Here is a 14,251-nt window from a genome sequence, read left to right on the forward strand (position 1 = left end):
TAGCCGTTTATCCCCCTGTTGCTGTCTGCTATTATTGCCCTTAACATTTTCAGGCTAGCCGCCGCATATCATTAAGTTTCAAGAGGTTATTAAACTCATGGCAATCGTAGGCATTTTCTTTGGCAGCGATACGGGCAATACGGAAAACATTGCAAAAATGATCCAGAAGCAGCTCGGTAAAGAGGTGGCTGAAGTTCATGATATCGCTAAAAGCAGCAAAGAAGACCTTGAAGCCTTTGATATTTTGCTGCTGGGCATCCCGACCTGGTACTACGGTGAAGCGCAGTGCGACTGGGATGATTTCTTCCCTACGCTGGAAGAGATCGACTTCAACGGCAAGCTGGTCGCGCTGTTTGGCTGCGGCGATCAGGAAGATTACGCGGAATATTTCTGCGACGCGATGGGCACCATTCGCGACATTATCGAGCCTAACGGCGCGGTGATCGTCGGCCACTGGCCGACAGAAGGCTATGATTTCGAGGCCTCTAAAGGCCTGGCGGACGATACCCATTTCCTTGGCCTGGCCATTGATGAAGATCGCCAGCCGGAGCTGACCAACGAACGCGTTGAAAAGTGGGTCAAACAGATTTCTGACGAGCTTCAGCTCCAGGATATTCTCGAAGCGTGATAGCATTGGCCCGCTGTACGAATCCACAGCGGGCCAATGGTTTTTCCTATAGAAGTGATAGATACATATTTGTAACTTTTACCGTCAAAACGGTAGAATAGCACTGCTCCGCCTCCGCTTCTGCGGCGCCGAAAACCAGGCAGAGCGAACTGACAACCCAGCGTAAATGGGTGCTTGCTTTTCCGGACGTAACGACTTCTTATCCTTACATCCCCTGATGGTTTTGCATCTCCGCTGTGGTTTCTTCAAGGCATCGGTTCTATAATGAGACGCTCAGCTTTTGCGTCGACCGATGCTCACGGCTTCTCAGCCACTTAGTGACCAGCAAAGTAACAGGACAATATCCGCATGACTGACAATAACACCGCATTAAAGAAGGCCGGCCTGAAAGTCACGCTTCCTCGACTGAAAATTCTGGAAGTGCTTCAGGAACCAGAGTGCCATCACGTCAGTGCGGAAGATTTGTATAAACGCCTGATCGACATGGGCGAAGAGATTGGCCTGGCGACGGTTTACCGCGTTCTGAACCAGTTTGACGATGCGGGGATCGTGACCCGTCATAACTTCGAAGGCGGCAAGTCCGTGTTTGAACTGACCCAGCAGCAGCATCACGATCACCTGATCTGCCTGGACTGCGGCAAAGTAATCGAATTCAGCGACGAGTCTATTGAATCCCGCCAGCGTGATATTGCGACGAAGCACGGTATCAAACTCAGCAACCACAGCCTCTATCTTTACGGCCACTGCGCCACCGGCGACTGCCGTGAAGACGACACGCTGCACGATAAGTAATCGATTTCAATAAAAAACCGGCGATCGCTCGCCGGTTTTTTTTTTGCCTGCGCCCCGCCTATTTCAGGCTTTCCACGCGGCTGAAGCGCTTGCCGTCGCTACTGACGGCGCGGATCAACACCTCGCCGGAAACCGACGGACGGGCGCTGTCATGATAGCGCTGCCAGCTGTTGCCACCGTCCAGCGAGTAGTCAATAGCCACGCCCGGCAGGGCGATATTGGCTGCCAGCTTGCCCGCGACAAGACGTGCGCCCGGCTGCGGCAGACGATAGTGGATCCCGGCTTTATCCATTTTCGGCAGCTCGCGCTGGCCCAGCAGGTTTGCATAACGCTGCCAGTCCTTATTCAACGCCGCCCGATCGACATGCCGCGTTTGGCCGCCTTTATACTCACGTCCGGCCTGGTAAGTCTGCTCCCAGGCAGCACGATGCCAGCCGCGCTCCGCCACGGCCAGCGCGCGTGGGAAAATCATCCATTCCATCTGCTCGTCGGTACGTACGGTTTCGCTCCAGAGCTGGGCTGAAATCCCATACACGCCCGGCCAGGGCTTATCGGATTTAGCATCAAAGAAGTTACCGTCGCGATCCACCGATGTCTCTGCATTCTGCGGCATATTGTCCGGCGCGAAGCTGAACATTTTGCGCTCGTCGTTGAAGCGGGTGCCCCAGTAATAGCCTCTTTCCAGCGGATTGACCTCATAAGGGAAATCCATATAGAGATAGTCCGGGTTGGAGACGGTGACTTCGTAGCCTTTGTTAGCCCAGTCGTTAACGGTGTCAAAGCCGCCCCAGAAAAGCGTGTCCCAGAAATTAACGCCGATGCGCCTGGTCGCAAAGTCTTTAGCGCTCTTCGCATCCTTCAGGCCATCCTGCCACGCCTGCATCTTTTCAATACCGTGCGCGTTTACCCGCTCGCTGACCTTTTTGCCAAAGTAGCTGGGCAGATGATCCATATCCGCGACCTTGCCCGATTTCACCAACGCCTGACAAACCTGCGATTTCGCCCAGGGTTTATCTTCCTTGCTCAAATCGACCCTGCCCTTGCCTGCTTCGGGACTGGCCGCATCGGTATAGCCAACGCCCAGGCGGATGTTTTTCGCCTCGTCGCCGCCAAAGTGCCAGGTGGTTAACGGCGCGCCTGCCGCCTGATGCATCGCCTGAATTTCACTAATCACCTTATCAACAAAACGCATGGAGGAATCCAGGCAGGGATTCAGATAGCTGGTGCGATCGTAAAACTGTACGGAGGTGGTGTTCGAAGTATCGGTTGGATCGACCAGGCGATACTCGTTTGCCTCTTTGGTCTTACCCTCTTTCATCAGCCGGTTGTAGCGGGCTTCCATAGAAATCACCGCCGCCCTGGCATGAGCAGGCATATCGATTTCCGGGATGACTTCGATGCCGCGCGCTTTGGCATAGCGCAGGATAGCAATGTAGTCGTCGCGGGTCAGATAGCCATTGCCCTGCGCGTCGGCGAAAGGCCCGGATCCCAGCTGCGGCAGCAGACAGCGCTGCTCCGTCAGATCGTGGCAGCGTCTGGCACCAATATCAGTCAGCTCCGGCAGGCCGGGGATCTCAATACGCCAGCCTTCATCATCGCTCAGATGAAAATGGAATTTATTGAGTTTAACCGCCGCCATCTGATCCAGCAGGCGCAGCACCGCCTCTTTGCTGTGGAAGTTACGGCCGATATCGAGAAAAATACCGCGATAGGCCATGCGGGGCGCATCGGTGACGTCCAGGGTAGCGATCTTTTGTTCGCCGCTGGCCGGCAGCAGCGACAGGATGGACATCATGCCGTAGTAGATGCCCGCCTCGTCAAAACCTTCTACCTGCGCTTCCTGCGCGCGGACGCTCAGCCTGTAGGCGCCGGAAACCGCCTCGTTGCCCGTGAAAGCGGCGGGTGCAAGCCTGCTTTTAATCACGTAGCCCTGCCCATTTTCTGCCAGACTCAGCAGCGCAAAACGATCCCTTACCGCTTCTGCAGAATCGGCGTTAAGCCCGGTCAGCTCGAATTGCACGCCCCGGCTTAAATCGGCATCTTCTGCATGAAGGGTAGTATGCAGCGGCGTCGGCAGGATCTGTCCGCGCAGCGCTTCGCCAGCGAGCTGCGCCGTATCACTGTTTTTTTCAAAGCGGCTGACAGGCGTCATCAACACGTTGCGATCGTCGGCCGTCCGCTTCCAGTAGTTATCCATTGGCGAGACAAACGAGGTCAGATCTTCCGTATCGGTGCTGGCAATGATTTTAGGCTGGGCGTTTTCAGAAGTAACGTACCAGCGCGGCATCACGTCCGTGATAAACAGCTGCCAGTATTCGTTAACAATGGGAATATCCACCGATTCACCGGCGGCGAAACCCTTGAATTTTTCGGTTGGCTCCAGCCGCGTCAGATCGCCTACCACGTGCACCATGCGGAACTGGTCGTTGTCCACCCGCAGCGTCTGACGAATATTGGGCAGCCAGATAACCCAGTCTTTACTGGTTAGCGCTTCGCCGGGGTTAGTTAAGGTAATCGTTGCCCGATTGCAGGAGGCCCAGTCGGCCCCCAGCGCGGCACAATCAACGTCGTGCAGCGCGGCATGGTTATCGTTAACGGTATACTTTACGCCAAACTGGCTGATTTGATCGACGACGCGTTGATCCGCAACGGCGCTGCCGCTGGCCATCGCCATCATCAGCGCTGTCGCCACCAGTGTTAATCTCACTTTTTTCATCTCTTTCCTCATCCGCTAGTTAAATTTTTTGCCGTTAGCGGAAAAGCGCTTATTCCCCGTCTGATGCGCTTTTGCCGCGGCCGGGTCTGGCAGCATGGGGCATCAGAACACGGTGAAAGGCGCGATCACGGTCAGCCTCACGTCCTTCTCATCCTGGAACATATTGCCGTAGCCGTTGCTGAAGCTCGGGATATCAGAGTGGTTTTTGTAACGGGTATAGTGCAGGTTGACCTGCGTATCTTTGGCGCGACCATGCTGTACCGTGTAGCGCAGATCCATATTCCAGGCGGATTCGCGGCGGCGCATGCTTTGATCGTAAATCGGATCCGTGGACGGACGGGCATCCCAGCCGTAAGCGTAAGAAGTACCTACCGCCCAGCCCGGCATTTGCCAGCCTTTCAGGTCATACATCACTCCTCCATACAGCGCCTTCTGCCCGTTGGCGTTAAAGTCGCTGCGGGAATCCCACCAGACGTCGTTACGTCCGTTGGAGGTCGCCCCTACCGGCGTCATGCGCGCCAGAAAAAAGCCCTGGTTGCCATGGGCTTTTACCATGGTGCCCTCAACGCGAAAATCGAACGGGCCGGTTTTGTAGTTCAGCGTCACGGCCTGGAGCCAGGCCAGGCCATCATAAACATTATTGATATTGTTTACGCCGCCCTGTTCCTTATTACGCGCGCCGTAAAATTGCCAGCTGGTATGCAGATCGTTGCCGGCAACAGGAAACGCCCACGACACTTTGCTAAAATACTGCTCCATATAATTTTCGGCCTGGCCCAGCGCCCCTTCCAGCACCAGTTTGTTTTTAAAATCGTACTTTATGCCGATGGAATGAAGATATTTTATTTCAGTTTTTAAATCGGGTTTACGAAAATTATACATTTTACGATACCAGGGCGCTTTATATTCATCCGTCCACATATAGGAGAGGGAAAGCGCGCCCGCATTGTCAAAATCATAAACCGAGCCGACTTCAAATCCGCGATAGGTGCCGGGTACAAACCCCCATTGCGGCGCGATTAATGTTTGTCCCTGCGGCTGAATATAACCGGCTCTTAACCAATAATTATCATGCTTCAGCTTAATAGCGGCTTTATAAAAGGAAGCACCGTCGGCGTCGCCATCAAATCTTTCGTCCCAGCGGCTTTTTGCGTTGCTGAAAGCAATTTCATTCGGCGCGGCAGGCCCGGTTCCCGCCAGCTGTAGCGAACCATTCACGCCCAGCTCTATACCAATAAAATCGGCCGCATAGCCTGAAGAGAAATCGAGGCTGCCGTTAAAAGTTGAATGGTGAAGATTTTCTGTGTACTGGCCATACTTATTATGAACCGGATCCATCTCTTTTCTGTCGCGTTGCCGCTGCCAGTAATAAATACCGCCCGTCAGCGTCGAGTCATCAATAAACCCGGCGGCGGAAGCAGCAGGAACATAAAAGTTTCCGGCAAGAGCAGATCCGCAGGCGACAGCCATCGCCAGCGCTTTTCGCGCTAAATTAACAGAGTGCATTGAGAAATCCTTCTCGAAAGAAATATAAACAATAAATAAATAATCGTAAAATATAAAAAATAACAAACAGTAATTAACCGACTGCGCGCTGATTATATTTACTGGTGAGGCAGCTGGCAATTAATAACAATTATTGTCGTTGTAAACTATGATGCAAAACAGGTTGTATTATATTTGTTTTTTAGCCGTTAAGCAGATTAATATATTATCCAAAAAAAAAGCAGCCTGAAGGCTGCTTTTTTATTAAATTATGACTTATTCACCGCTTTTAGCCCAGGTATCGCGCAGGCCTACCGTGCGGTTAAACACCAGATGGCTGCTGCTGGAGTAAACGCTGTCCGCGCAGAAATAGCCTTCACGCTCAAACTGGAACGGACTGGACGCTTCGGCAGCCTTCAGGCCAGGCTCGACAAAGCCCTGACGGATAACCAGCGAGTCCGGGTTGATCGTGGTCAGGAAATCCTCGGCGCCGCCAGGATTCGGCACGCTGAACAGACGATCGTAAAGACGAAACTCGGCCGGCAGCGCATGCTCGGCGGATACCCAATGGATAACGCCTTTCACCTTACGGCCGTCAGCCGGATCTTTACTCAGCGTATCGACGTCGCAGGTGCAGAACAGGCAGGTGATGTTGCCTGCTTCATCTTTAGCCACGCGCTCGGCTTTGATAACGTAAGCGTTACGCAGACGAACTTCTTTACCCAGCACCAGACGCTTGTAGTGCTTATTGGCTTCCTCACGGAAATCCGCACGATCGATATAAATCTCACGGCTGAACGGCACTTCACGCGTTCCCATCTCCGGCTTGTTCGGATGGTTCGGCATGGTGATGATTTCTTCATAGTTGGCCGGCAGATTCTCGATCACCAGCTTAACCGGATCGAGAACGGCCATAGCACGCGGCGCGTTTTCATTGAGATCGTCGCGGATACAGGATTCCAGCGAGGCCATCTCAACAATGTTGTCCTGCTTGGTGATACCAATGCGACGGCAGAACTCGCGGATCGAGGCGGCCGAATAGCCGCGACGACGCAAACCGGAAACGGTCAGCATGCGCGGATCGTCCCAGCCTCCCACGATTTTTTCGGTTACCAGCAGGTTCAGCTTGCGCTTGGACATGATGGCGTATTCAAGATTCAGGCGCGAAAACTCGTACTGGCGCGGATGCGTCGGGATGGTGATATTGTCCAGCACCCAATCGTACAGGCGACGGTTGTCCTGGAATTCCAGCGTACAAAGCGAATGCGTAATGCCTTCCAGCGCGTCGGAAATGCAGTGGGTAAAGTCATACATCGGGTAGATGCACCACTTGTTGCCGGTCTGATGATGTTCGGCAAACTTGATGCGATAAAGCACCGGATCGCGCATGACGATAAAGTTAGAGGCCATATCGATTTTGGCACGCAGGCAGGCGCTGCCCTCGGCGAATTCGCCGTTGCGCATTTTCTCAAACAGCGCCAGGTTCTCTTCTACGCTGCGATCGCGGTACGGGCTGTTTTTACCCGGCGAGGTCAGGGTGCCGCGATACTCACGGATCTGCTCCGGCGACAGCTCGTCTACATAGGCCAGGCCTTTATTAATCAACTCAACGGCATAGTGATGCAGCTGGTCAAAATAGTCAGAGGAATAACGGACCTTGCCGCTCCATTCGAAGCCCAGCCACTGTACGTCACGCTTGATTGATTCGACATACTCCAGGTCTTCTTTGACCGGGTTAGTATCGTCAAAACGCAAATTACACTCGCCCTGGTAATCCTGAGCGATGCCAAAGTTCAGGCAGATTGATTTGGCGTGACCAATGTGCAGATAGCCGTTCGGCTCCGGCGGGAAGCGAGTATGCACGCTGGTGTGCTTACCGTTCGCCAGATCTTCGTCGATGATCTGACGAATAAAGTTAGTTGGGCGGGCTTCAGCCTCACTCATCTTAATATCCTCTGGAATACTTTAGTGCGTGAAATAACGGAGTATGATCCACAAAGCCGTTCAGGGAAACAACCGTTTGTTAGCGTATCGCATAAAAAAGGGCGGGAATCGCTTCCCGCCCTCGTTTTTTTACCGCTGCCGTCAGCCGGTAATTTCGCAAAGTGGACTTTCGCCCGCAATGACGGTATCGCCCGCAACCAGCCTGATACCGCTAAAATCTTCAATATTGGTGACCACGACCGGACTGATCATCGATTTCGCATGGCTGTTAAGCCAGGCCAGATCCATCTCCAGAATTGGTTCACCCGCTTTAACCTGCGCGCCCTCTTCTACCAGCCGCGTAAAGCCCCTTCCTTCCAGCGCGACGGTGTCGATGCCCATATGCACCACCACTTCCAGGCCTTTTTCCGTTTCCAGACAGAAAGCATGGTTGGTGTTGAAGATTTTCAGGATGGTGCCGCTGGCAGGCGAAACCACCGTACTGCCGGTTGGCCTGATGGCTACGCCCTCGCCGACCGCCTTGCTGGCGAAAGCCTCATCCGGCACCTGCTCCAACGCCACAACTTCTCCGCTTACCGGCGCCAGCAGCGTTTCAAGCACGCCCTTTGCAGCAGCAGCCGGTGCAGGCGGCGTGGTTGGCGCGACGGTCGCGGCGACGGTGCTGACCGCAACTGGCGCAACCGGCCCTTTGGCAATGATTTTTTTCATCGTCTCCGCCACGGATTCCGCTTTGGCACCGATAATAACCTGAATGGTTTGCTTGTTCAGCTTCACCACGCCCGAAGCGCCCAGACGCTTACAGGCCGCATCGTTTACCTGCGCGGCATCTTTTACGGAAAGACGCAGGCGGGTAATACAGGCATCAATAACGTTCAGGTTTTCCGACCCGCCGACGGCGGCAATATAGTGGCGGGAAAGCTGTTCCAGCCCCTCTTCCGTGTTGCTGTTAGCCTCTTCCTCCGGCTGCACGGTCGCATCCTCACGGCCCGGCGTTTTCAGATTCATCATGCGGATAACCGCGCTGAACAGCGCAAAGTAAACCACAAATGCGATAGCGCCCATCACCAGCAGCACCCAGACATTGCTGCTGGCCGCCGGCAGGTTATACATCAGCACATAGTCGATTGCGCCCGCAGAGAAAGAGAAACCGGCATGGATACCCAGCGCCGTCGCTATATAAAGGCTAATGCCCGTCAGGATGGCGTGGATCAGATAAAGCATCGGCGCCAGGAACATAAACAGGAATTCCAGCGGCTCCGTCACGCCGGTCAGGAAAGCGGTAACCGCCACCGAAAGCAGCATACCGCCAACCATAGGACGACGCGCTTTCGGCGCGGCCATATACATGGCCAGCGCAGCGCCGGGCAGGCCAAACATCATGATTGGGAAGAAGCCGGACATAAACATGCCCGCCGTGCCGTCGCCCGCATAGAAACGGTTGATATCGCCATGGAAAACGGCGCCAGCGGCGTTGGTGAAATCGCCAATCTGGAACCAGGCGATGGTATTCAGTACCTGATGTAAACCCGTTGGGATCAGCAGGCGGTTAACGAAACCGAAGACGCCTGCGCCAAACGCGCCAGCCGAGACAATCCACTCGCCGCCCGCATGAATGGCGTTTTGCACTGGCGGCCAGACGTAGCCAAACACAGCGGCCAGGATCAGACAGAAGAAGCCGGTTGCGATAGGAACGAAACGCTTGCCGCCGAAAAAGCTGAGAAAATCGGGCAGCTTGATATCCGCCCAGCGGTTATAGGTGGCGCCCGCTACCAGGCCAGTCACGATCCCCGCCAGCACGCCCATATTGATCGCCGGATTAATGGTGATCATCGCTTTGGTCAGAATAAAGTAGCCCACGGCGCCTGCCAGCGCAGCGGCGCCTGCGTTATCTTTAGACCATGTAGAAGCCACCCCGATAGCAAAGATTAATGCCAGATTGTCAAAAATCGCCCCGCCAGCCTGCGCGATAAACGGCATATTCAACAGATCGGGCTGACCAAAGCGCAACATCAGCGCCGCCACTGGTAATACGGCTATCGGTAGCTGTAAAGAGCGCCCCAGCCTTTGAAAGAACCCTAAAATATTCACTATTCCCCCTATGAGAGCCGCCAGGCGCCCGTTGTGCAGTTTTTATTGAGCGGACTGCTCTGAATGACACCAATCATTATTCGACGCAGTGTAAGGAAAAATTAATTCGCTGCGCAAATTAAAACCATAGCATTTGTGATATTTATCACCAAAGAAGCTATTTTAACGCGGTTGATGCTGGCGAACCCTGCCTACTTATTTTATGATGAAAAAAATGATCGTGGTGCTGTTTCGCGCCCGTTACTGATTATGCAGATTACGCTTACTACAGTGAAACCGGTGTAAAATATTTCCTTAAATTGCTTATAACGAGGTAAAAAAATGAGATTGATCCCTCTTACGACGCCAAACCAGGTCGGTAAATGGGCCGCCCGCCATATTGTAAACCGTATCAACGCGTTTCAACCCACCGCAGAGCGTCCGTTTGTGCTGGGTTTACCCACGGGCGGCACGCCCCTGGAAGCCTATCGTCATCTCATTGAAATGCATAAAGCGGGCCAGGTCAGCTTTAAACACGTCGTTACGTTCAATATGGACGAATATGTCGGCCTGCCGAAAGAGCATCCGGAAAGCTATCACAGCTTTATGTACCGCAACTTTTTCAATCACGTTGATATTCAAAGTGAAAATATCAATCTTCTTAATGGCAACGCGCCTGATATTGACGCAGAATGTCGCCAGTATGAAGAGAAAATCCGCGCTTACGGTAAAATTCACCTGTTTATGGGCGGCGTAGGTAATGACGGGCATATCGCTTTTAATGAACCCGCTTCATCGCTGGCTTCCCGTACCCGTATCAAGACGCTGACGCACGATACGCGCCTGGCGAATTCCCGCTTTTTTGACGGCGACGTCAGCCAGGTACCGAAATATGCGCTGACCGTTGGCGTGGGCACGCTGCTGGACGCGGAGGAAGTGATGATTCTGGTGACGGGACACCTGAAAGCGCAGGCGCTGCAGGCAGCCGTCGAAGGCAACGTTAATCATATGTGGACCATCAGCTGCCTGCAGCTGCATGCCAAATCGATCGTGGTTTGCGACGAGCCCGCGACGATGGAACTGAAAGTGAAAACGGTTAAATATTTCCGCGAAATGGAAGCGGAAAATATGGAAAATCTGTAACTCATCTGCACAAGGCTATCGGCGCTGGCCGGGAGAAAATTATGTATGCTTTAACCCATGGCCGTATCTTTACCGGCTACGAAGTACTGGATAATCACGCCGTCGTCATCGCCAACGGCCTGATTGACCGTGTCTGCAGGCTGGAAGAGCTGCCTGCGGATATCACCCGGCGTGATGTAAACGGCGCGCTGATTGCTCCCGGCTTTATCGATTTGCAGCTTAACGGCTGCGGCGGCGTGCAGTTTAATGATGATATCGCCGCTATCAGCGTTGAAACGCTGGCGATTATGCAAAAAGCTAACGAGAAGTCGGGCTGTACCAGCTTCCTGCCGACGCTAATCACCAGCAGCGACGAGCTGATGAAACGCGCGGTGGAAGTGATGCGCGCTTACCTGGCGCAAAACGCTAACCAGGCGCTCGGCCTGCATCTGGAAGGCCCCTGGCTGAATCCACTCAAAAAAGGCACGCATAATCCGGCGCTGATCCGTCCCCCGGAAAAAGCGATGGTCGATTATCTGTGTGAAAACAGCGATGTGATTGCCAAAATCACCCTGGCACCGGAACAGGTTGATTCTGCCGTGATCCGCCAGCTGCATCAGGCGGGCATCGTGGTTTCCGCTGGCCATTCTTATGCCACCAGCGAAGAGGCGCGCCAGGGTATTGCCGCCGGCATCAGTTTTGCCACCCATCTGTATAATGCTATGCCGCCGTTGACCGGCCGTGAGCCAGGCTTAATCGGTACGCTTTTTGACTCGCCCAACGTCTACTGCGGCATCATCGCCGACGGTTTACACGTCAACTACGTTAATATTCGTAATGCAAAACGCCTCAAAGGCGACAGGCTAATCCTGGTCACCGATGCCACCGCGCCGGCGGGCGCGCAGATTGACCAGTTCATTTTTGCAGGAAAAACAATATACTATCGGGATGGACTCTGCGTTGACGAAAACGGCACGCTCAGCGGCTCTGCGCTGACCATGATTGAAGCTGTCGCGAACAGCGTCGAACATGTCGGTATTGCGCTGGATGAGGCGATCAGGATGGCAACGCTGTACCCAGCCCGCGCTATGGGTGTAGAGGATAAGTTAGGTTCCGTCGAAGCCGGAAAAGTCGCGAACCTGACGGTGTTCACCCGTGACTATCAAATAATCCAGACTGTCGTTAATGGTGACGAAGTCTTAAGCGAGTAGAAACTGAATGACCACTGGCGGCCAGGCTCAAATAGGAAATGTCGATCTTGTTAAGCAACTCAATAGCGCGGCCGTTTACCGGCTTATCGATCGGCAAGGCCCTATATCGCGCATTCAGATTGCCGAACATAGCCAGCTAGCGCCCGCCAGCGTCACCAAAATCACTCGCCAGATGATAGAGCGCGGCCTGATCAAAGAAGTGGATCAGCAGGCCTCTACCGGCGGCCGCCGCGCTATCTCTATCGTCACCGAAACCCGCGGCTTCAATACTATCGGCATCCGTCTGGGCCGCAATGACGCCACGCTTACCCTGTTCGATCTGAGTGGAAAAGTGCTGGCGCAGGAGGACTACGCGCTGCCGGAACGCACCCAGGAAACGCTGGAACATGCGCTGTTCAACGCTATCGCCAGTTTCTGCGAGCAGTATCAGCGCAAGCTGCGCGAGCTGATCGCCATCGCCGTTATCCTCCCAGGTCTGGTCGATCCTAATAACGGCGTTATCCGCTATATGCCACATATCGCGGTTCATCACTGGCCGCTGGTCGCCAATCTGCAAAAGCGTTTCAACGTCACCAGCTTTGTAGGTCACGATATCCGAAGCCTGGCGCTTGCCGAGCACTATTTTGGTGCGTCTCGCGACTGTGCTGACTCGATTCTGGTGCGAGTCCATCGCGGTACAGGCGCAGGCATCATCACCAATGGTCATATCTTTTTAGGCAGTAACGGCAACGTGGGCGAACTGGGCCATATCCAGGTCGATCCTTTGGGCGAGCGCTGCCACTGCGGCAATTTCGGCTGTCTGGAAACCCTGGCGGCCAACAGCGCGATAGAAAATCGCGTCCGTCATCTGCTTACCCAGGGTTATCCGAGCACGCTGACGCTGGATGACTGTGTGATGCCGAAAATTTGCAAGGCCGCCAACCGCGGCGACGCGCTGGCAGCCGAAGTGATAGAATCCGTCGGACGCCACTTAGGCAAGGCGATCGCTATCGCCATTAATCTGTTCAACCCGCAAAAAGTAGTGATTGCGGGCGAGATCACTGAAGCAGATAAAATCCTGCTGCCCGCTATTGAAGGCTGTATCAACACTCAGGCGCTGAAAGCTTTCCGCCAGAATTTACCGGTGGTGCGTTCTGAGCTCGATCATCGTTCTGCCATAGGCGCTTTCGCGCTGGCAAAGCGTGCCATGCTTAACGGCATCCTGTTACAACATTTAATGGAAAGTTGATGAGCGCTCTAACCCTGAACGACAGCGAAAAAATAGCTATCAAAAACGTCATCTGCGATATCGACGGCGTTTTGATGCACGATAATACCGCCGTACCCGGCGCTAACGATTTCCTGCAGCGCATCCTGGCTAAAGGGATGCCGCTGGTGGTGCTGACCAACTACCCTTCGCAAACCGCGCTGGATCTGGCTAACCGCTTCTCTTCGGCGGGCATCGATCTGCCGGAAAGCGTGTTTTATACCTCAGCGATGGCTACCGCCGATTTTTTACGCCGTCAGGAAGGCAAGAAAGCCTATGTGGTTGGCGAAGGGGCGCTGGTGCATGAGCTGTATAAAGCCGGTTTTACCATTACCGACATCAATCCCGATTTTGTTATCGTGGGCGAAACGCGCTCGTTTAACTGGGATATGATGCATAAGGCCGCCTATTTCGTGGCGAACGGCGCGCGCTTTATCGCAACTAACCCCGATACGCACGCCCGTGGCTTTGTACCGGCGTGTGGCGCGCTGTGCGCGGGGATTGAGAAAATATCCGGCCGGACGCCTTTTTACGTGGGTAAACCCAGCCCGTGGATTATGCGCGCGGCGCTGAACAAGATGCAGGCGCACTCCGAAGAGACGGTGATCGTCGGCGATAATCTGCGCACCGACATTCTGGCTGGTTTCCAGGCCGGTCTGGAAACTATTCTGGTGCTGTCCGGCGTTTCCACCCTGAGCGATATTGACGCCATGCCTTTCCGACCCAGCTGGGTATTCCCGTCGGTCGCGGACATCGACATTCTCTGAATCGCCAGCCCGGCCAACGCGCCGGGCTTTTTTATCCGCCTCGCCTGCCTGTTTTTTGACCGCTTTTTGATGTTTATTATCGATTCCGCAAAAAATAACACCATATATTGCATAATCATCAAACTTAAGCGCGATGCAACAGGCCATTTATCAGAAAACAGCTAAAAGGCTTGCACACTCTCTCAATCTGGCGCATTTTCTTATCTACCGGGCGAAGAAGTCGCCGTTAACTATGCCTTTTTTCATCAATATCACCGTTGCGGTTTGTCGTTA

At 53.8% G+C, this 14,251-nt stretch carries 10 protein-coding genes; 6 read left to right on the forward strand and 4 right to left on the reverse strand.

What is annotated here, in order from left to right:
• Nucleotides 1-97: 97 nt before the first annotated feature.
• Nucleotides 98-628 (forward strand): flavodoxin FldA, encoded by a 531-nt coding sequence (gene fldA / locus QZH36_RS06350; RefSeq protein WP_125288585.1) that lies wholly within the window; start codon nt 98-100, stop codon nt 626-628.
• A gap of 348 nt (nt 629-976) precedes the next feature.
• On the forward strand, nt 977-1,420 hold the full coding sequence (gene fur, locus QZH36_RS06355) for a ferric iron uptake transcriptional regulator (protein ID WP_253454897.1): 444 nt from the start codon (nt 977-979) through the stop codon (nt 1,418-1,420).
• 58 nt (nt 1,421-1,478) lie between these two features.
• On the opposite strand, the gene QZH36_RS06360 is transcribed toward fur, so the two are convergent.
• The 4 genes from QZH36_RS06360 to nagE form a co-directional block, all read right to left on the reverse strand.
• The gene (locus tag QZH36_RS06360; RefSeq protein ID WP_301729838.1) at nt 1,479-4,136 is read right to left on the reverse strand and encodes a beta-N-acetylhexosaminidase; all 2,658 of its coding nucleotides are present in this window, start codon (nt 4,134-4,136) and stop codon (nt 1,479-1,481) included.
• A gap of 102 nt (nt 4,137-4,238) precedes the next feature.
• Nucleotides 4,239-5,642: a chitoporin ChiP gene (gene chiP, locus QZH36_RS06365; protein WP_394150294.1), complete on the reverse strand. Its 1,404-nt coding sequence runs from the start codon at nt 5,640-5,642 to the stop codon at nt 4,239-4,241.
• A gap of 255 nt (nt 5,643-5,897) precedes the next feature.
• On the reverse strand, nt 5,898-7,565 hold the full coding sequence (gene glnS / locus QZH36_RS06370) for a glutamine--tRNA ligase (protein ID WP_301729839.1): 1,668 nt from the start codon (nt 7,563-7,565) through the stop codon (nt 5,898-5,900).
• A gap of 141 nt (nt 7,566-7,706) precedes the next feature.
• Entirely contained in the window at nt 7,707-9,653 is a 1,947-nt protein-coding gene (gene nagE / locus QZH36_RS06375; RefSeq protein WP_301729840.1) for a PTS N-acetyl glucosamine transporter subunit IIABC, read from the reverse strand.
• A gap of 321 nt (nt 9,654-9,974) precedes the next feature.
• On the opposite strand from nagE, the gene nagB reads away from it, so the two are divergent.
• Genes nagB through QZH36_RS06395 form a run of 4 tightly spaced genes read left to right on the forward strand, consistent with a single transcriptional unit; the run spans nt 9,975 to nt 13,978 of the window.
• Nucleotides 9,975-10,775, forward strand: coding sequence for a glucosamine-6-phosphate deaminase (gene nagB, locus QZH36_RS06380; protein ID WP_301729841.1), 801 nt, complete (start codon nt 9,975-9,977; stop codon nt 10,773-10,775).
• 41 nt (nt 10,776-10,816) lie between these two features.
• Nucleotides 10,817-11,965: an N-acetylglucosamine-6-phosphate deacetylase gene (gene nagA, locus QZH36_RS06385; protein ID WP_253454903.1), complete on the forward strand. Its 1,149-nt coding sequence runs from the start codon at nt 10,817-10,819 to the stop codon at nt 11,963-11,965.
• 7 nt (nt 11,966-11,972) lie between these two features.
• Nucleotides 11,973-13,193: a DNA-binding transcriptional regulator NagC gene (gene nagC / locus QZH36_RS06390; protein ID WP_301729842.1), complete on the forward strand. Its 1,221-nt coding sequence runs from the start codon at nt 11,973-11,975 to the stop codon at nt 13,191-13,193.
• Between the two features lie 32 nt (nt 13,194-13,225).
• Nucleotides 13,226-13,978 carry an HAD-IIA family hydrolase gene (locus QZH36_RS06395; protein ID WP_253461076.1) on the forward strand — a complete coding sequence of 251 codons (753 nt, stop codon included), beginning with the start codon at nt 13,226-13,228 and terminating at the stop codon, nt 13,976-13,978.
• Nucleotides 13,979-14,251 lie beyond the last annotated feature (273 nt).

It is taken from the genome of Erwinia wuhanensis, from assembly GCF_030484085.1.
Classification (GTDB): Bacteria; Pseudomonadota; Gammaproteobacteria; order Enterobacterales; family Enterobacteriaceae; genus Erwinia; species Erwinia aeris.